The organism is Chitinispirillales bacterium ANBcel5, assembly GCA_029688955.1.
GTDB classification, from domain to species: Bacteria; Fibrobacterota; Chitinivibrionia; order Chitinivibrionales; family Chitinispirillaceae; genus Cellulosispirillum; species Cellulosispirillum alkaliphilum.
Genome location: JARUKZ010000011.1, coordinates 86,742 through 105,581, shown reverse-complemented (window position 1 = coordinate 105,581; position 18,840 = coordinate 86,742). Strand labels below are relative to the sequence as shown.

Below are 18,840 nucleotides of genomic sequence, written 5' to 3'. Positions count from 1 at the left end.
TTAATTGGAACTAAGGTCAAACCAATCGCGTATTACCCATAAACCCTGATGGTCCCGTTCAAGATAAAAAACCTGTTTGTCAATAGATGTTCGGTAAGTATCCTCTCCCAAACTAATCACCAACTCCCCTGTGGTTACCAGTATCTCTGCATTAATAGTATCTGAAACCAAAGAGCTGCACTGCTTTACCGTATACCTGGTCTCCTGAATCGTAATAGGCTCAATAAATTCTATCTTATCTGCCTGCCTGAAAAGATTCCTGTGCCTTGATAATTCTTCATTTTGTCCCCAATAGTAATAGTTAAAGCCCCTGACATAGTAATACCTGTCTATTTCCGGCTCATACGTTACACCTGAACGGGTTGAGTACACCTCTGCAAAACTTGGAGAGATATAAAAACGAAAAGTTCCTGTCACAGGTAAAAGGTCTTCAAATAAATCAATACGACGGTTTGTGTACGATCTCATCAATTGCCGTATAACACCCTGAGGAGTTTTTCTTGTGGTTACCGTAACCGGTTCTCCTGTGGTGGGGAAAAAATCATTACATGATTTTAACATCAGAAATAAAAGAATTCCTAAAACTACCCGCACCTTCTGCATTACCCCCGATAGGTTATCTAAGATTAAGAAATGGTCTGGTCTCATCATCGGGATAATCCTTCCAGTAGGTTATTTTCCACTCAAGCTCTCTTTCCACCTTGAAATCAGCTTTGCCCGAGAACGTAACTATTCCTTCCTGGTACACACTATATTCCACATCGAATAAAGATATTCTTTTACCATCATTCAATACCCTGTTTATCTGCCATCGCATTCCGGAAACATAATCCTGCTCACTTTGGTAATATTGTAACGTCTCAATAACTTCACTTCTGCTTATTCTTTTAGTTGATACGCTCGATTCAAATTGCATGTCTGAGGAAAAAATATCTTCATAATTCAATGTTTTAAAAGTTTCCCCCGATGAAGTCGCCTGACTAAGCAGATAATTGAAATTAAACGGGTCTCTTCTCCCAGGCCCATCCGGGTATTCAGCCTCTTTCAGTTCAAAAAGATTACAAGATGCCAACAGTACAACAAAGGATATCAAAATACTACTTTTCACCATACCCCTCCTGTAAGATATAATCTCAGATCCCATATTCCGGATTTACCAAATGAACCACGTTCTCTGAAAACTGAGATGTGCCTTACATAAAACTCCAGATCGACAAACCCTACCTGAAACATACCGCCAGCATATGGCTCAAAAATAAGTCCTCTATTACCTGTTTTGTACTCTTTATTCCAGTTGATATCATGAATACCTACAATCCTTCCACCAGCTCTTGCCTCAATTTTTTCCCCTCTAAACATAAATGTCAAATCAAAAGCATTCCGTATTGACTTATTCTCAACTGCGTAAAAATCAGTACGCAAAGTACTGTCCATTTCAAGCTCCTCTATCATATACTCTCTTCCATACCAGTATCCATCATCGTTATACGATTTTTCCCATAAAGCATTTAATCCAAATGATGGGTGAAACATCCACCAAGCTTCAGTAGCAGAGCTAAATACACGCGAATAACCCGGACGATCCTCTGGTTCCTGTCTCCAGACCGGAAAATGATATTCTGAAACCCGTGCTTCTGCTATTAAGTGCTCCGATAGTGCTATATTGTGAGCTAAATCATAGTTAAGCTTAAGACCCAGCCTTTGCCCACGGTCAGTTCTGTTTTGACTGCTATTATGACTTTTAAGGTTATGCAGTGTATAAGCATTGAAATCCCAATAGAGTTCAAAATGTAATCCACTGAAATTACCTGAGCTAAGACTTAAATTATGATTGACAAAAAGCCTGTCAAGGTTATTACCTCCAACTGTTTCGGACTGTGTTTTAAGATCTGCCGGTTCAGTCAGTATTCTTGAAACTGAATAACTATACGATGTAACAAATGATAGTGGCAACCTGAAACGAGTTGAAAACTGAAATGCAGGATTATAATCAAGCCTAAGATTAGTGTTATCACTGCCACCCTGCTTGCGATCCCACTCTCTCCACCGAATGCTGAAACTGGTAGTTCCTGAGAGAACTTTTGATGTATCTGTAACTATTTCTGTACCTAATTTATGAGTAGCAGAATAATCAACCCAATACTTATCGCTGGATGGGTAATCATTTTCAAGTTTAGAGAAGGAATAATATAAGGCAGGTGAAAACACCCCCCGTTCTTTACCCTTTACTCCTGCACTAATACGATAGTTGCGTTCCATTTTCCAGGGAGTGTTAACTAATGATACCCCGTCATCACTCTCCCCCAAATAACCAAGCTTGCCATTAAAAAAAGTGTCCCCGTAGTAAAATATCAGACTATCTCCTGTTTCAATCTCCTGCACTGCCAACAATGCTCCGGAAAAAAGAGCCATGCCTTCTTTATTGACCGAACGACCAAATCCCGAGACATGCGCATACACAGGATAACCAGGTATCGGTCTGCTGTAATCACCTATATCAAAACTACCATACACTCCCCAATGATTCCTGAGTCGTGAGGAAATCGCCTCTCTACTAACCATTAGAGTATCAAGATGGCTCCTTCCGGAAACTCCAAATTTTACTACAGCAGGTATTCCCCTGTAGTCATATTTCAGTAAAGGCCCTATATCTTTAATTACTTCATGTCCGCCACTTTGCTCTCTTATATTGGTATTTATTACAGGACTCCACCCTAAACCAACTTTTAAGCCCTCTACACCGGTTACCCGGGTTGCACTCCCCGAGATGTCCATAAAGCGCCTTTTTTGACGATTACCCTGAATGTACTGCTCATGATTTATACTCTGTTTTATAGAAAAGGGACCTGATGAATTATTCCAAAGCAGATAATCTCTACTTCGAAAGCTCTGTTCATAAAAAATTTCACTGTTAATATAGAACTGCGGCTGCTCTTGGTCTGAATAATTTGATTCAGGAATGGTTAGTTCAGAAGGCCAGTTTTGGGCTTCAACAGATAGCAAAAGAGCTAAAATCAATCCTGCGATTCCATAACTATGTGTCACAGAGTGCACTTCCTAAAAAGCTCAAGCCACAACGATACATCAAGGTCCTCCGGTCTTGACAATTTGTCGATACCGATTTGCTCCAAAACAGATTCGTAATACAATCGCCTTTTGCCATATTTAACACTGAGGATCTTGGCAAGTTGCTTTCTTCTCATTGAAAACCCACTGTCTACAAAAGCAAAGAAACGTTCCCAGTGCTCCGGGGAAAGTTTTTCTTCCACATTTGGATCCACCACTACCTGAAACACCGATGAATCAACCCTGGGTGGTGGAAAAAAAGCTCCTGGTGGAACATTAAATAGTATTTTCACTGTTCCAAAAAACTGGCAAAATATTGACAAAAAACCATTGTCTCTGCTGTGGGGCCCGGAAACAATTCTCTGAGCAACCTCTCTTTGAACCATAAACGTACACGTTTTTACCTTCGAGCCATATAAAAGGGTCTTCTTTATAATACAGGCACCGATATTATAGGGCAGATTACCTACCACATGAAGAGGAAAACCTACCAACCCGTAATCAAATTTCATTACATCTGCACGGTGAAGCGTATATTCTCCCTCTCCAAGTTTTCTCGTTAGAGATTCTAAAACATCTTTATCTACTTCAACAAGATGAAAAGCAGGACAACGCTCTTTAAGAGGTACACTTAAAGCACCCCGTCCGGGCCCTATTTCAAGAACCTTGCACTCTGAATTGCAACAAGGTACTGCCTCTGCAATTCTTTTGGCATAAGAGGGGGCGATAAGAAAATGCTGTCCAAGTTGTTTTTTGGGACCCAAATCCTGCAACTACCTTTTTGAATGTGGCCAGTTCTGATATTTTGTGATATAAATCAATACTAAATTAAAAGCAATAAAAATAAATATACATATATTATGAATTAATAACAGAGTTACTGAAAGCAAAATGAGGATTTCTGAAGCAGAAATTACACCGGCTGATCAAGTACTTTTTTCAGGTTTTTAACCGACCTTTCAACAGACTCAAATCCACCTGCTTTTAAAAAGTTTTTCGATGGCACCTCAAGGATCACCGTTCCGTCAAAACCCCTTTGGCGTAAGGTGATAAGATTGTATTCCCAACCACTATTTGCATAAAGTAATGGCATATGATCTACCCCGTCCAATGCATCGTGACAATGAACATGAACTATCTTCTCAATCAGATGTGGCGGGGGCAGGGGAGTAGTAGCATATCGAATATGGTTAAGAAAACTGTGACCAAAGTCCCAGCACAAACCACTTGAACTGTAGCTATTTATATACTCAAGCTCCTCAAATGTATCTCCAATTCTAAACAACCCCTCATCCCTGTTTGGGGCTATCTGAAGCTCTGCAACAGGGATTACCCCCTGAGCAAACTCCTCACACCACCTATTGCTCCACCCGAAAAACTTTGCTGAACGCTCAAGCTGCAACTCCCTTGGTACTGAAGCAGGACCGGCAGCCGGGTGAAGATTTACTATAACTCTTTGCTTTTGCAGGACCGCTGCATCCAATGCCAGAAGAAAAATCTCCTCATGAAACAAACGACAGGGATCCTTTGGTGTAGGTGAAAAATAAAGCGGGTTGAATTTTGTTCCCTCAGAATAGGGATGAATAGAGACAACCAAACCAGATTCTATTATTTTAGCGAAGTGATCCGCCATGCGTTTGCGATCGGTGGTTTCTCCTATCGGTATTTCAACAGCTCTGATTCCCAGATCAAAAAGCGTATTTAAAATATCCCGCCCCTCAAAAAGTTCTCTGAGCTTTTCGCTTCTTGAAAACCTCAGGTCCAGCTTAATCCCCAGCCTCATTTAATAGCTCTCTTAATGGTGAAAAGTGCTCTCAATCAAATACATCAGTGCCATACCAGCTATAAACGCAACAAAATGTTTTAACCCATCCCTAAGCTCTTCGGTATGTTTTACCTCTGGAATAAGGTCTGAAGCAGCAATGTAGATAAATGTGCCGGCAGCAAAAGGCAAAAGGAAAGTCATGTCCAGAAATTGTGCAGCAAAATATGCTACAACGCCTCCTGGCACAATACTTAATGCAGAAATAAAGTTAAAAAGCAGGGCCTTTCCCTTTTTCCACCCACCATGAAGCAAAACACCAAACTCACCAAGTTCCTGGGGTATTTCGTGAGCAATACTTGCTACCCAAACAGCAATACCAGCTTCAAAGCTCACAATAAAAGCTCCACCTATTGCAAGACCATCAATGAAGTTATGTACCCCATCTGCTACCAGGATCATATAGGTGACAGGCGCTTTTTTCTGCTTTTCTGTAATAAAGTTACAGTGATGCCAACTTATGGTCTGCTCAAGCAAAAACATTACGGTAAACCCCAGCAGCAACCACAAAAACAACTGTTCGTCTACTCCCCTTTCATGAAACGCTTCTGGTATAAGGTGGATAAATGAAGCCCCTAAAAGAGTGCCGGCAGAAAAAGCTACCAAAACCGAAAGGATTAGTTTTAGTATATGGGACCTGAAAAAGAGAGTAAGGGCTCCGACAAACGCCATTAGACTGGTCGACAGGGTCGCTAAAAGTATCCAGTATAGCATTCTTTTTTACACTATCCTTGCTGGCCACAAATATCCTGCAATGATAGCTAAAGCTAAAATTACAAGCAGAAGCCAAAAGAATCCACTTACCGGCTGTGCTTTTATAGGCCGTTTAGGATTAGTGGGATTCTCTTCTCTTTGAAAAATTGGATAATAGGGATATGCCCCGATAGCCAGGATAAGAGCAGTAATTATTCCCACTATCACAAAGGTAAGCACAGAGACTCCCGCAAAATCAGGCCCTACAGGCACAAGCCATAACCCCCCGGCCCAGGCTGCAAGAAGTATAAGAATAAAAATTGAAACATAGCGCCTTACAGACGCTGATTTGCGCAGTCCCGCCGCAATTATTGCAGTAATGAAAAGAGCAACCATCAATGCAATCAGAAATTCTATGTAAAAAAACATAATACCCCCCAGTCATTGCGCATTTAGTATACCAGTTGCTCACAGTAAGAAAACAGGCAAAAAACATACCACACTATTCTCTTTGTATCCCATTACTCTACTAATCACTCTCCAATCCAATCAAAGGAATAAACAGCATACGGCAACATCTCAACACTTACCCTGCTACCAATAACCTCAATCGTTGCAGGAGGCCCGCACAAAAACTTTTTAGGTACCATACATGCCTCCTCGTATCTGGATTCATCAATCGATAGATGCTCAATAAACCGCGTCTCCAATCCTTCAAGATGCACCGTTTGTTTTTGATCAGTACAATTGCTCAGAAGAATACGCCGGTAATGCTCTTTTTTCAATAAACAAGCTGCACAGTGAGGTTCATTGCTTAGAATTTGAGCTTCTCCTGCTCTAAATTCAGCCACTAAGCTTAATACATGAAAAGACGGGTAGACACTGCCATTTGACCCAAACATTGCACTATCCCCAAATGCTGAATAGTATGTTGCCGAGTCTACCCCACCGCCCATAATTGAAACAAGGCTTGAAAGAGTCCAGGAAGAAGCAAAAAGACCCTTCATCCTCGAGTCCCACCCCCCATCTTTAAGCAGCTGCGACCTCTTTTTGCGGGGTCTTAAAGTAAGAGAGGATATAACCACCGGCAAACCATTCCCTGTTGTTTTAGCATCAAATACAGTTTCACGCTGGCCGGCAACATTTTCCATTACCGCCGCACTATCAAAAGTATGAACCTGAGGATTAATAGAGTAACAAATACAATCAAGGCCGGCTGTTGATGGTGGGTTTCTGTTGATATCAACATAGTATCCATCCGTTCCACCACCAATCCAAGCATCACTTGAATACGCCAATAAAGCACCCCTGGATGAATCAACCAAGTATTGAGGGGTTATTTTTTCCTTTTTACTAAATAATAAATATCGTTTTACAGAAACGCGGTATTCCCGTAACAGGGCAAGAAGTGTGGTTATTTCAGATTCATAGTTATCAGAAAAGAAGAGTGCAAGCTCAAGAGGCATACTCAGCTGAGTGCTGGCATCAGCTGCTTTTGCAATAGTTTCTTTGAGCCCCTCTGATGCCACGTCTACATCTACCCTTACATGGGAAAAACCGGATGTTCTGATAATCTCTTCATAAAGCTGTCCCCCACTATATTCAGGATCAACCTGAGTGCCAAGATCCGGCACTGAATGCTTTTGCCTATCGGCTGCAATATCTACCACTAACTCTTTATCACTTTTTTTCTCCTGTGGTTTTTTTCCGAAAACAGAGAGCGCTACTCCCTGATTAATTTTGTTCCCCTTTTCTATACTATGAAGCCCCGGTTCGTTCATAGGGGGTGAATAGGTTTTGTAGGTTGCATCGGTCCAGTTACGCTGATCTTCGGTTTCAAACTTTTCTCCCTCAAACTCTATAACAGCCTTTGAGTTTTGATAGGGAGTTAGTACCATTCTTTTTATCTCAGTAAAGGGCTGAAAAGGACTAATACTATTGGGAAATACCGCATTTTCCACACTACCATCGAAATGTTCTACTTGTAATGGTTGGTTTTTCCAAATTAATGGATGAAGCACACAGATTCCAATACGCCAGGTCTTAAAGCTTCTTAATGCTTCCCCGTCCATCGAAAAGTGAACGCTCCCCTCCTTACTACCCGTTATGCTCCCTTTCCATAAAAATTCAATTTCACCTCTCTTATGGTAACAATCGAAATGAACTGCGAAACTTTGCTCCTCTATGCTTATTTCCTGATTTGAAATCGAATATTCTATAGTATTCCAATACTGATCGCGAACCGCTACATACATTCGCCTCACCAGCTCTTCTCTACCCCAGAATACAGACCTGATATACCCGTTTTCATACAACAAAGTAAGTGGTCCTGCATTTAAAGAGACTGGTTTAATGTGGTGATTTGGATTTCCAAAATAGATCTCCCCGGCTTCCATTTAGTTCTCCTGTGATTTATAGATAGAAAGGTGTATATATATCTGGGGAACGATACAAAATCTGTGCCTGAAGAAAGAAAGGGCTTAATGTGCACCCTTGCCGGTCAGAACGACTAAAATTGTTCTGAGAAGTATTTTGATGTCTAGAGACAGTGACATATTTTCAAAATAGTAAAGATCATGAATTACTTTCTCTTTTACATCCTCAATGGATGCATCATACTTATGTTTTACCTGAGCCCAACCTGTAATACCTGGTTTCATCTTTATTCTTCTGATATACCAGGGGATTTCTCTTTTGAGCTGCTCTACAAAAACAGGTCTTTCCGGACGCGGCCCAACAAGACTCATCTCACCTTTTAAAACATTAAAAAATTGAGGTATCTCATCAAGTCTTGTTTTACGAATAAAGCGACCCACTGGTGTTATCCTTGGGTCATTTTCCGAAGCCCACTGCGGCCCCGACCTCTTCTCGGCATCTATATACATTGATCTGAATTTATACATAGTATAATTCTTACCGTTTTGCCCTACCCTGGTCTGACTGTATATAGGAGACCCCGGAGAAGTAAGACGGATTATAATGGCAAGCAAACTCCATAGAGGCGCACCAATAACCAATACACTAAGAGAGATCAGCATATCAATAAGACGCTTAATCTGTGCTTCCCAGCCTGGCATATGGTCCTGAAGTAAGACCATCAGTGGAACACCAAAGAGTTGATGAGTTTTTAAATGCCCGGTAATCACATCCATAAGTGATGGCACCATGTAAATCGTCACATTTATATCACCACAATAATCAAGGATTTTTGAAATCTCATTGGGAGAAGCACTTACATGACTTATAATTATACCATCTATGCCCTCTTTTTTTATGATTTGAGGTATTTTGGAATAAGTACCCAAAACCGGTAACCCTTCGTAACTTGAGCCGCACTTTTTCCCATCATCGTCCACAAATCCTACAACCCTGTACCCAAGCTTGGGGAATGAGTTTATATCCTTTAGTAGTTTTTTTCCCGAATCATTAGCTCCGATAATTAATATCTTATTTACTGCAATACCTTTTGAGTGTAGAAAGGCAATAAATGTATGCATCGCAAAACGGTTTATTGATGCAAAGAAAAGCATACATCCGCCATAAGTGAACAGAGTTGCAAATTTGGTAGGTGTCAGAAAGGCATTAATATCTCCAGTGCGTGCAAATTCCATTATTTGCGGAGCACTGGTGATAAGAAAAAGGAAAAACATTCCCATGAAAATTGTTCGAGCGACAACGAAGAACTCATCCACCCTGGATTCTTTATACCAGTCACGGTAAAGACCCGTGAGGAAAAAAAGTACCAACCATGCACCACTAAGAATAAAACTGGGTTCGATATAAGAATAGGGATTTATGGCATCCTGTGATTCAACTGAAAATAACCCTGAAGAATAGCGAATCCAAAAAGTGGTAAATAAAGCTACATTTATAGCTAACCAATCAAAAAGGAATGTAAAAATCTTCTCCAGCAGTCGCAAAATCATAGCACTAAAGTGTTCCTTTGATAAAAGCTTCAAACAGTGAAGGACCTGATATGGGCTCATACCCCGATGCGGCTTTTTCGTTATAGGCCAAAGCAGCGTCTCTTTTTATCCCGGCTCCCGAAACCCCAAAAGGAACAGGGGCTGCGTGGTGAGTTTTTAGAGAAACAGGTGTAGCATGATCGGGCATTACCAGAATCCTTAAATTTTTAATCTGTTCCTGAATTTTTATCATCTCACCAACCAAAAATTGGTCGAACTCCTCAATAGCAAGAATTTTCTTTTCCAAGGACCCTTCATGAGACGTTTCATCGGGAGCTTCTACATGTAAATACACAAAGTCTTCATTCATAAGAGCATCCCGGGCGGCAGAAACTTTTCCTGCATAATTGGTACCCAGATATCCGGTAGCACCTTCAACTATGCGTACGTTAAGACCAGTAAGTTTCCCAAGACCTCTTACCAGATCCACAGCAGAAATAACAGATCCACTTAGTCCAAACCTCTCCTTTAAATCAGGCAGTTTAATTGAAGGGCCCTGACCCCAAAGCCATATATCGGTAGCTGGAAGCTTACCTGATTCTTTACGCCTCTTATTTATAGCTGCATCTGATAGAATTTGACTCGCCCTTTGCATTAACCCCTTTACCTCTTCACTCCCTTGGCCCCGAGGAAGAGCATCGGCAAATAAACGGCCGCTGATATCATGTGGAGGTGTACAGTTTAGATCAGCCTTTATTCCTTTAAGTACTACCAGGTGACGATAACTTATCCCTGGATAAAATTTTACATTTTTATTTCCAAGCTCTTTTTCCAAAAGAGTAATAAGCTCAGTGGCATCATCGTTATCAATATGACCGGCACTGTAATCCTCCATTATACCCTGTCTTAAAGTAACCAGATTACACCTGAATGCAATATCGCCCTCTCCAAGTTCCACCCCCATACTCGCAGCTTCAATAGGAGCACGCCCGCAATAATATTTAAGAGGGTCATACCCCATTAAGGACATGTTTGCGACATCGCTTCCAGGAGGCAACCCCTCTGGAACGGTTGCCGCAAGTCCCGTACGCCCAGATTCCACCACCTTATCCATATTAGGAGTTCTGGCCCATTCAAGTGGAGTTTTATTATCCAGTGCAGCTATGGGAAAGTCTGCCATTCCATCACCGACAAGTATAGCATATTTTGATTTCGAGCTCATCATACCACCTTTACCCCACAGGAGAGATCAAACTATTTCAGAAACAATCTTTTCAACAACTTTTCCCATCTCACCTTTACTTATCACCAAACCGTGATTGATTCTCTTTTCCTTCAATCCATCAACCGCCCGGTGTATATTCATTTTACTTAGTTCATGAAGTTTTCTAACCGATTCAAACTCATCCTCAGCAGCTTCCCCCTTGTTTAAGCCCTGAAGCACATCACCGCTAAATTTAAAAGGACTTGCTGTTGAAGCAATAATTACAGGCACAGCATCTTTTTTAACCTTCCGTGAAGCGGCAAACGCTACTGCAGTATGTGTATCAAGAACATAGCCGCTTTGTTTATAGACTTCACCAATTGTTTCCAAAACAGCAGGCTCATCTACCCACGAAGCTTCGATAACAGCTCTCATAGTTTCAAACGTTTCTTCATCAACTTTAAACTCTCCCCGGTCTTGAAGCTGATTATACCATTTTAAAACCTTATCTGCATTATGCCCGGTCATTTCAAAAAGAAAACGCTCAAGGTTAGAGGAGATAAGAATATCCATCGATGGAGACATCGTTCGGTGAAACTGACGATTTCGATCGTAGTGCCCTGTTTTGAAGAAATCTGTTAATACGTTATTTTTATTGGATGCACAAATCAACTTACGAATCGGCAGTCCCATTTTCTGAGCATAATAGCCTGCAAGTATATTACCAAAGTTTCCGGTAGGGATACAAAAGTCTATGCTTTCACCCACGGCAACTTCCCCCTTTTCAACCAAAGAGGCGTAAGCTTTTACATAGTACACTATTTGCGGACACAGACGTCCCCAGTTTATAGAATTTGCTGATGAAAAGGCTACCCCTTTTCTCTGAGCTTTTTCTCTAAGTTGCTTATCAGAAAAAAGCTCTTTGACCGAGCTTTGACAATCATCAAAGTTGCCCTCTACTGCAATAACAGAAGTATTGTTACCAGAAGTAGTCAGCATTTGAAGCTTCTGAACTTCGCTTACGCCACCATGAGGGAAAAATACCACAATCGATATACCCTCACAATCTTTAAACCCCTCCAATGCAGCTTTTCCGGTATCACCGCTTGTAGCAACCATTATAAGAGTATGCCTGCGCTCAGAGTTTTTCTGCTTTGAATACCTCATGAAATGGGGCATAATTTGAAGTGCTACATCCTTAAAAGCCGCTGTAGGACCGTGCCAAAGCTCCAGTACCCAGCTATCGGGAGAAACTTTTGATAAATTAATTACATCAGGCACATCAAAACTGTTATCATATGCCAGCGCGACACAATCCTTAATTTCTTTTGAAGAAAAGTCATCCAGTAAAGGAGCCAAAACCTGTTCAGCCGTAGCAGTATATGACTTACCGATACAATCGTTAATTGAAAGTTGCGGTATGGTTTCAGGAACAAACAACCCCCCCGAAGGAACCATTCCAAGATTTATGGCCTGTGAAGATTGTACTGCAGGATGATTATTCCTTGTACTTACGTAATTCATAATTTCTTTCCTGTATCTACCTATCTCAGTCCTCTATTCTGATAACCTGAGTGCGGGCACGTATAAAGTCAGTCTTCTCTATCTGCTCAATAGCTGTTCTTATCCCCTTCTCTGCAGCATGATGCGTTACAATAATCACAGGCACCCGCTCTTCCAAGTCAATTTCCCGCTGAATAACCGAGGCTATAGATATCCCTTCATCACCCAGAAATTTGGTTATAGTAGCTAGCACACCAGGCACATCTGCAACACTAAAGCGCATATAGTAACGTCCCGATATTTGATCCATTGAGGTAACCGGCACCGCTCTTTTTGAACTGTAATGGTCGGTAGGAATTCGCACCGGATCCTGACTTACCATATTTCTTGCCACATCAATTATATCACTTACCACAGCAGAGGCTGTAGGCAACTCACCAGCACCCTTTCCATAAAGAAGAACCTCACCCACCGAATCACCTTCAAGCAACACAGCGTTAAACTCATTGGAAACCGATGCTAAAATATGGTCATCACTAAGCATCACAGGATGTACACGCACATCTACACTTTCATCGCTACTCTTTTTTATAACCCCCAGAAGCTTTATCGTATACCCCAGTTCATTTGCATAATCTATATCCTCCTTGGCAATAGCAGTTATTCCTTCACAGGATATCTTCTCATAAGGGACATAGCCGTTTGAAGTTAAAGAGGCCATAATTGCGACTTTATGTGCTGTATCCCCCCCGCCTACATCAAGCGTAGGATCAGCTTCAGCATACCCCTTGACCTGAGCCTCCTTAAGCACATCATTGAAGGCACGCCCATCTTGAGTCATTCTGGTCAAAATGTAATTACAGGTCCCATTTATGATAGTTTTGATGGAAACAATATCATTTCCAACCAACCCCTCTCTGATTGCCTTTATAACAGGCATGCCACCACCAACAGCAGCCTCAAAATAGACCGAAACACCGTTTTTCGCTGCAGTCTCGAATATTTCCGGCCCATGTTCAGCAATCAACGCCTTATTCGCAGTAACAACGTGTTTACCCCGGTTAAGCGCATCTATAACAAGCTTCTTTGCAAAAGTAGTCCCACCGATCAGCTCCACCACTATGGGGATTGTGTCATCACCAAGTATATCTTCTATATCAGTACTACACTGAGCATCCCCTACAGGCAATTTTGAAAAAAGCTCAGTATCCTTATCAACAACCCTCTCAAGATGTACCGAAAGCCCCAGTTCTCGGTTAAAATACTCCTGACGGGAATTAAGCACTTTAATTACTCCACCACCTACTGTTCCAGCCCCAATTAGACCAATATTTAACCTCTGCACCATTTCTTCCTCCTACTTTTTTTGTTTTCAGGAAAAGAAAATACAATCGGGCTAAAGCAAATACACCCTTTTCGAGCGTTTGAAGAGTAGAGTATGGGGGTTTTTAGCTAGCGGAAAAAATTCAGAGTAAAGAGCTGGTTTAATCATTCTTCATTAAACTTCTTTTCAAAAAGTGCCGCAATAGAATCTACGGCCTCTTTCTCATCTTCTCCCTCTGCCCTGATCACTACAGAAGTATTAACCGAGGCTGCCAGCATCATAACGCTCATGATGCTTTTGGCATCTGCCGGCACCTCATCCTTAATGAGTTGAATAGATGATTTATGCTTCATTGCAGTCTGTACAATAAGTGAAGCAGGTCTGGCGTGTATACCCAATGAATTAACAACCTTAACTGTACGCTCTGTCATAATCTCCTATCTTCTTTTTCTGCCAAAGCCCAAACGCAACCTAACACGTAGCGCATCATTTTGAATCTCATTTACCAGCGTATCTATTGCAGTAAGCGTTTTTTTAAGCTCAGGATATAACTCCTCGTCCTGAATCAGTTGCCCCAAAGCGCCTTCTCCACGCTCAATCTTTCCTACAATATTATTCATAGATACCGATAATGTATCCACTCGGGAAACAACCTCCAGAGCCTGAGAACTCAAAGCTGCCCCATCCTCGATAATCTGGTCAACATTGCCACTGTTTTTTTCAACCAAGGTTTTTAAATCAGCACTCAGCTTGGTTATGTCTCTGATACTTCCTTCTATGAGAGGCTCATTGGTACGCAACAATCGCTCTGTAACACGGGAAATTGTGTCAAGGCGTGTAATCATAGAATAGTAGAAGTCAGAAAATGCTGTATCCCCGATAGTGTTTTCAACTATAGCAGTTACGTTTCCGGTGAGTGTTTCAACTTCACCAAGCACTGTGCCAAGCATGCCCATCGCCTCAGCTATTCCGGAATCGAAACGCCCTCGTACAAAAGCTGTATCCTGAGTTGTGTTTGGCTGCAGGGGAACCCCCTTACCGGTAAGCTGAACCCCTACTCCCCTCTCACCCATTAATCCAATGTTTTGCACCACAAAGGAGGTGGAATCTGTGAGGGTAATATCTCTATCTATACTTAGAACCACCGCTACCTCGGTACCCCGAATATCTATTCTGGTAACTACTCCCTTATTCACACCATTAACCAGAACCGGATCCCCCACCTGAAGTGTCCCTACATTTTCAAAAAGCGCAGTATACGTTACCATGCTGCGTGAAAGTGAAGACTCCTTTAACCAAAGCACCCCAGAGACCAAAATCAGTATAGCCAGCAGTATAGATGCACCAACAACCAAATCAACATTACTTCTTCTCACCTAACACCTTCCCCTACCTGCTGACACATGCCTGAGAAATAAAAGGTCAAGCCCTGTCCTCTAAAACAGGGCTAACCTCAAATAATAAGCCTTTAAATATCCTCAACATCCGTCTCTTTACTAACCAGTAAACTTTTATCTACTTTGTGATTTTTTACCTTCTCGTTTATCTTTTTAAGCTGGCGAGTTACTTTCTCGATGGCAGAATCAATAGCTTTTCCAATATTTTCTGCACGGGCAGCTCCAACTACCTGGTGTCCCCTTGAATTCATTGTTATTTCAACAGTTCTGTCCACATGTTCACTGTCTAAAATCACATGGCAGGAGGTAATTTTGTCGGAAAATTTTTCCAACTTAGCTATTTCAGAAGTAATGGTATCCTGAAGAGCCTGAGATGCTTTGGAGTGACGTGAAGTAATCTGAATCTCCATATATCACCAACTCCTTTTTAGTTTAGTGTGAAACCGAGCCAGTTATTTTGAGAATGCATGAGAGAAAACTACTACATTCCCTTTATTACTACGTATACTACATAGTACAATATTGAAAGAAATTTTTGCACTACTTAATCGCTCAAACAGCTCTGTTTAACTTCCACTATCCCTAAAAATATATAATTCCCACGACACTTAATATACCTGACCTCAATTAGCACTAAATTGATCAGCCTAAAGTATAAAATCACCCCATTTTTGGCTTAGAAACCCTTACAAATCTCTTCTGCACGGTAGGAACTACGCACATAGGGCCCGGCAAAAACCTGCTTAAAACCAATCTCCCTTCCAATTTGCTCATACACCGCAAACTGATCTGGTGAAACAAACTCCCGAACCGGGAATTGCCGCTTTGAAGGCCTTAAGTACTGCCCGATTGTGATAATTGTGCACCCAGTTTCAAAAAGATCCTCTAACACTCCCCTTACCTCAGCTTCAGTTTCTCCAAGCCCTACCATTATTCCAGACTTTGTTCTCACATCAGGGTTTATCTGTGATGCGGCCTTAAGAAGATCAAGGGAACGATTGTAGTCAGCTTCAGGCCGTATTGAGGCGTAGAGTCGAGGAACAGTTTCGATGTTATGGTTTAAAATACCCGGGGAACTCTGAAGAACCGTTGTTAAAGAATCTTTATTTCCTTTAAAGTCTGGGATAAGAATTTCGACCACCGCACCTGGGAGTTTACAGTTTATTGCTTGAACCACCTGCGCAAAGCAGGATGCTCCACCATCCACCAGATCGTCTCTGGTCACAGAAGTAATTACTACATGCTTAAGCCCCATTTTCGCTGCAGCCTCTGCAACCCTCATGCCCTCAGAAGGATCGGGGGGGAGAGGTGAGCCATGGTTAACAGAACAAAAAGAACAGTTGCGGGTGCAAACATTGCCCATAATAAGAAATGTTGCTGTTCCCTTATTATAGCATTCGCTTCTGTTTGGACATTTAGCTTCAGAGCACACAGTATGCAAACCTGCACTTTTTAGGTGGTGCTCGACGCTGTTTTGCTTTCCGGAAAATGCCACAGGCCTCTTAAGCCATTTAGGAAATCTGCCGGGATACTCTTTTTTTTCCTCATCAGAGGAGATAGCTGAAAGATCACTCATATTTTTGCCGTAAACGTGCAGGCAGAATTCTCATCTGCTCTCTGTATTTTGCCACCGTACGTCGCGCCACCGGTAGATTCTCCGTTGAGAGAATATTTGAGATTTTTTGATCAGAAAGAGGTTTTTTCCTGTTTTCGGTATTCACAAGCTGCCTTATACGATTTTTGATTCGCTCAGAAGATATATCTGAGCCATCCTGATCTCGCCCAACAGCTTCAGTGAAGAAATATTTAAGCTCAAATATCCCATGCCTTGTCTGAACATATTTATTACTGGTCACTCTGGAGACGGTAGAGATGTGCATTTCGACCATATCTGCCACATCCTGAAGTTTCAAAGGATGCAGATTAGGTGGCCCTTTCTCGAAAAAATCCATCTGACGCTCTATAATTGCATACATCACCTTCAACATAGTTGTTTTGCGCTGCTCAATGGAGCGTATAAACCATGTGGCACTGTTAAACTTCTCACGAATATACTTTTTCACTTCACGCTTTGCAGTGCTTCCACGCTTGATCATATTGGCATACGATTTATTTATATGCAGTGATGGAACAGAACGATCGTTGAGCATGGCTACGAAGGTACCATCAATTTTCTCCACAATAAGGTCGGGGATGATTGTTGATGGCTTGTCTGGGTTGTACTGATACCCCGGTTTTGGATTTAAAATCTTTAAAATTTCCAAAGATTCCTGAATTTTTCGAGGCTCAACGTTAAAATGCCGCGATATCTCCGGAATTTTCAGCTTCTCAAACAAGTCCCATGTCTCAGCTATAATCTTCATTGCCAAAGAATTGTGAAGTTTTCTTGCCCTTAGCTGAAGAATCATACACTCCTGAAGATTTTGTGCCCCAACGCCGGGTGGGTCCAGGCCGATAAGCACATTACGTGCTTCTTCCACCTCATACACACTTATTCCTATATACTCTGCAATATCCTCAAGAGAAATCCTTAAATAACCATCATTGTCCAAACTTCCAATAAGGAACTGAACCAGAACCAGCCTCTTTTCATCGATTTTTTTCTCAGCTAACTGCTTTGTAAGGTGCTCTTCAAGAGTTTCCTGATAAACAGGTGTAGGCTCATAGCGCTCCTCATTGCGGTCTACTTCCTCATTATATGAGTACCCCAAATCAAAGCCCTCCTCCAAATACTCTTCCCAATCGATGGAGTCCTCATTTATATCAAGCTCCTCTTCCTCTTTATCCTTCTCCTCCGCAGTCTCTCTCTCCTCACGCTCCATCGCTTCATCAGCTTCCTGCTCCAGTTCATCACTGGCCTCAAGAACCGGATTCATCTCCAGTTCGGTCTTGAGGAGCTGCTCAAGCTGCAAAGTGTTGACCTGTAATAGCTTCAGAGACTGTATCATCTGAAATGACAGTTTCTGCTGGAGCTTTAGCGACATGTCAAGACCGAGATTCAAATTGTACTCCTTTAATCTGTTGTAACGATTTCTTCCTTAAAACTATGTAGTAATACTCTGAGCAAAAACCAGACCGTAATAAAAGTTGGAGCGAAGAGCTCAAATAGTGCAGTTTTGCCCTTTCCACTCTCCTAGCCACTATCAAAAACGAGAGTAGAAGAAAAAAACTAATCAAGTTTAAAATTCTGCCCCAAATAAATCCGTCTGGCTTCAGGGTCCTCCGCAAGCTCCCCGGCAGTGCCAGACACCAGTATCTCTCCCGAACACATAATATAGGCCCTATCGGTAATCCTCAAAGTTTCTCGTACATTATGATCGGTAATCAAAACTCCGTACCCCTTGTTCTTCAACTCGTGCACAATACCCTGTATATCCTCCACCGCTATAGGATCAACTCCAGCAAACGGCTCATCCAATAATATAAAGTCCGGATTAATAGCAAGCGCTCGGGCAATCTCAACTCTCCTTCTCTCCCCTCCTGAGAGCATATACCCTAAGCTCTTTTCAAGATGCCCCACATTAAGCTCCTCAAGAAGCTCCCGCATCCTCTTTTTTCGGTTTTTTGCACTTATACGCTGATTTTCAAGAACCGAAAGCACATTATCACCCACCGAGAGCTTACGGAAAATCGAGGCCTCCTGTGGCAAATAGCCTATCCCCATCCGTGCACGCTTATACATGGGCTTTCGGGTTATGTTTTTTCTATCGAGGAATATTTTACCCTTATTGGGTCTTATAAGACCTACAATCATATAAAATGTAGTCGTTTTTCCTGCTCCATTTGGCCCAAGAAGACCCACTATCTCACCCTGACTCACATTTATTGAGACATGATCCACTACTCGACGCTTAGCATACACCTTCAAAAGCGTTTCGGTCCTGATCTCCCGTCTTTCCTTATTTTCCTGCATAAGCGCTCTTTCG

At 41.8% G+C, this 18,840-nt stretch carries 18 protein-coding genes; all 18 read right to left on the bottom strand.

Going from position 1 to position 18,840, the window contains the following annotated elements; translation table 11 throughout:
• The 18 genes from QA601_08200 to lptB all read right to left on the bottom strand — a co-directional run bounded on the left by QA601_08200 (position 1) and on the right by lptB (position 18,827).
• Complete coding sequence (locus QA601_08200) at positions 1 to 651, bottom strand: hypothetical protein (GenBank protein ID MDG5815055.1); 651 nt, start codon at positions 649 to 651, stop codon at positions 1 to 3.
• Complete coding sequence (locus tag QA601_08195) at positions 617 to 1,111, bottom strand: hypothetical protein (protein ID MDG5815054.1); 495 nt, start codon at positions 1,109 to 1,111, stop codon at positions 617 to 619. Before QA601_08195 ends, QA601_08200 begins: the two co-directional genes overlap by 35 nt.
• Positions 1,105 to 3,045 (bottom strand): hypothetical protein, encoded by a 1,941-nt coding sequence (locus QA601_08190; protein ID MDG5815053.1) that lies wholly within the window; start codon positions 3,043 to 3,045, stop codon positions 1,105 to 1,107. Before QA601_08190 ends, QA601_08195 begins: the two co-directional genes overlap by 7 nt.
• Positions 3,042 to 3,830 carry a 16S rRNA (adenine(1518)-N(6)/adenine(1519)-N(6))-dimethyltransferase RsmA gene (gene rsmA, locus QA601_08185; GenBank protein MDG5815052.1) on the bottom strand — a complete coding sequence of 263 codons (789 nt, stop codon included), beginning with the start codon at positions 3,828 to 3,830 and terminating at the stop codon, positions 3,042 to 3,044. Before rsmA ends, QA601_08190 begins: the two co-directional genes overlap by 4 nt.
• A gap of 149 nt (positions 3,831 to 3,979) precedes the next feature.
• Positions 3,980 to 4,849: a TIM barrel protein gene (locus QA601_08180; protein MDG5815051.1), complete on the bottom strand. Its 870-nt coding sequence runs from the start codon at positions 4,847 to 4,849 to the stop codon at positions 3,980 to 3,982.
• 12 nt (positions 4,850 to 4,861) lie between these two features.
• The gene (locus QA601_08175; GenBank protein MDG5815050.1) at positions 4,862 to 5,602 is read right to left on the bottom strand and encodes a ZIP family metal transporter; all 741 of its coding nucleotides are present in this window, start codon (positions 5,600 to 5,602) and stop codon (positions 4,862 to 4,864) included.
• Positions 5,603 to 5,608: 6 nt separating this feature from the next.
• Entirely contained in the window at positions 5,609 to 6,010 is a 402-nt protein-coding gene (locus QA601_08170) for a hypothetical protein (GenBank protein MDG5815049.1), read from the bottom strand.
• Positions 6,011 to 6,114: 104 nt separating this feature from the next.
• Complete coding sequence (locus QA601_08165; protein ID MDG5815048.1) at positions 6,115 to 7,977, bottom strand: hypothetical protein; 1,863 nt, start codon at positions 7,975 to 7,977, stop codon at positions 6,115 to 6,117.
• 84 nt (positions 7,978 to 8,061) lie between these two features.
• Positions 8,062 to 9,507, bottom strand: a complete 1,446-nt coding sequence (locus QA601_08160) for a sugar transferase (protein MDG5815047.1) — start codon at positions 9,505 to 9,507, stop codon at positions 8,062 to 8,064.
• A 4-nt stretch (positions 9,508 to 9,511) separates the two neighbouring features.
• Positions 9,512 to 10,711, bottom strand: a complete 1,200-nt coding sequence (locus tag QA601_08155) for a cofactor-independent phosphoglycerate mutase (GenBank protein MDG5815046.1) — start codon at positions 10,709 to 10,711, stop codon at positions 9,512 to 9,514.
• Positions 10,712 to 10,735: 24 nt separating this feature from the next.
• Positions 10,736 to 12,214, bottom strand: coding sequence for a threonine synthase (thrC, locus tag QA601_08150; GenBank protein MDG5815045.1), 1,479 nt, complete (start codon positions 12,212 to 12,214; stop codon positions 10,736 to 10,738).
• 25 nt (positions 12,215 to 12,239) lie between these two features.
• Positions 12,240 to 13,541 carry a homoserine dehydrogenase gene (locus tag QA601_08145; protein MDG5815044.1) on the bottom strand — a complete coding sequence of 434 codons (1,302 nt, stop codon included), beginning with the start codon at positions 13,539 to 13,541 and terminating at the stop codon, positions 12,240 to 12,242.
• A 140-nt stretch (positions 13,542 to 13,681) separates the two neighbouring features.
• Positions 13,682 to 13,948: an HPr family phosphocarrier protein gene (locus QA601_08140; GenBank protein ID MDG5815043.1), complete on the bottom strand. Its 267-nt coding sequence runs from the start codon at positions 13,946 to 13,948 to the stop codon at positions 13,682 to 13,684.
• A gap of 6 nt (positions 13,949 to 13,954) precedes the next feature.
• Positions 13,955 to 14,893, bottom strand: coding sequence for an MlaD family protein (locus QA601_08135; GenBank protein ID MDG5815042.1), 939 nt, complete (start codon positions 14,891 to 14,893; stop codon positions 13,955 to 13,957).
• A gap of 92 nt (positions 14,894 to 14,985) precedes the next feature.
• Positions 14,986 to 15,324 carry a ribosome-associated translation inhibitor RaiA gene (gene raiA, locus QA601_08130; protein MDG5815041.1) on the bottom strand — a complete coding sequence of 113 codons (339 nt, stop codon included), beginning with the start codon at positions 15,322 to 15,324 and terminating at the stop codon, positions 14,986 to 14,988.
• Positions 15,325 to 15,590: 266 nt separating this feature from the next.
• Positions 15,591 to 16,490, bottom strand: coding sequence for a lipoyl synthase (gene lipA, locus QA601_08125; protein MDG5815040.1), 900 nt, complete (start codon positions 16,488 to 16,490; stop codon positions 15,591 to 15,593).
• Positions 16,483 to 17,916, bottom strand: a complete 1,434-nt coding sequence (rpoN, locus tag QA601_08120) for an RNA polymerase factor sigma-54 (GenBank protein MDG5815039.1) — start codon at positions 17,914 to 17,916, stop codon at positions 16,483 to 16,485. Before rpoN ends, lipA begins: the two co-directional genes overlap by 8 nt.
• 167 nt (positions 17,917 to 18,083) lie before the next feature.
• Positions 18,084 to 18,827, bottom strand: coding sequence for an LPS export ABC transporter ATP-binding protein (lptB, locus tag QA601_08115; GenBank protein ID MDG5815038.1), 744 nt, complete (start codon positions 18,825 to 18,827; stop codon positions 18,084 to 18,086).
• Between the last annotated feature and the right edge of the window lie 13 nt (positions 18,828 to 18,840).

Bases quoted from the DNA above. Each gene is read 5' to 3' on its own strand.
- QA601_08200 (MDG5815055.1), bottom strand. From the start codon at position 651: ATGATGAGACCAGACCATTTCTTAATCTTAGATAACCTATCGGGGGTA.
- QA601_08195 (MDG5815054.1), bottom strand. From the start codon at position 1,111: ATGGTGAAAAGTAGTATTTTGATATCCTTTGTTGTACTGTTGGCATCT.
- QA601_08180 (MDG5815051.1), bottom strand. From the start codon at position 4,849: ATGAGGCTGGGGATTAAGCTGGACCTGAGGTTTTCAAGAAGCGAAAAG.
- QA601_08175 (MDG5815050.1), bottom strand. From the start codon at position 5,602: ATGCTATACTGGATACTTTTAGCGACCCTGTCGACCAGTCTAATGGCG.
- QA601_08170 (MDG5815049.1), bottom strand. From the start codon at position 6,010: ATGTTTTTTTACATAGAATTTCTGATTGCATTGATGGTTGCTCTTTTC.
- QA601_08165 (MDG5815048.1), bottom strand. From the start codon at position 7,977: ATGGAAGCCGGGGAGATCTATTTTGGAAATCCAAATCACCACATTAAA.
- QA601_08160 (MDG5815047.1), bottom strand. From the start codon at position 9,507: ATGATTTTGCGACTGCTGGAGAAGATTTTTACATTCCTTTTTGATTGG.
- QA601_08155 (MDG5815046.1), bottom strand. From the start codon at position 10,711: ATGATGAGCTCGAAATCAAAATATGCTATACTTGTCGGTGATGGAATG.
- thrC (MDG5815045.1), bottom strand. From the start codon at position 12,214: ATGAATTACGTAAGTACAAGGAATAATCATCCTGCAGTACAATCTTCA.
- QA601_08145 (MDG5815044.1), bottom strand. From the start codon at position 13,541: ATGGTGCAGAGGTTAAATATTGGTCTAATTGGGGCTGGAACAGTAGGT.
- QA601_08140 (MDG5815043.1), bottom strand. From the start codon at position 13,948: ATGACAGAGCGTACAGTTAAGGTTGTTAATTCATTGGGTATACACGCC.
- raiA (MDG5815041.1), bottom strand. From the start codon at position 15,324: ATGGAGATTCAGATTACTTCACGTCACTCCAAAGCATCTCAGGCTCTT.
- lipA (MDG5815040.1), bottom strand. From the start codon at position 16,490: ATGAGTGATCTTTCAGCTATCTCCTCTGATGAGGAAAAAAAAGAGTAT.
- lptB (MDG5815038.1), bottom strand. From the start codon at position 18,827: ATGCAGGAAAATAAGGAAAGACGGGAGATCAGGACCGAAACGCTTTTG.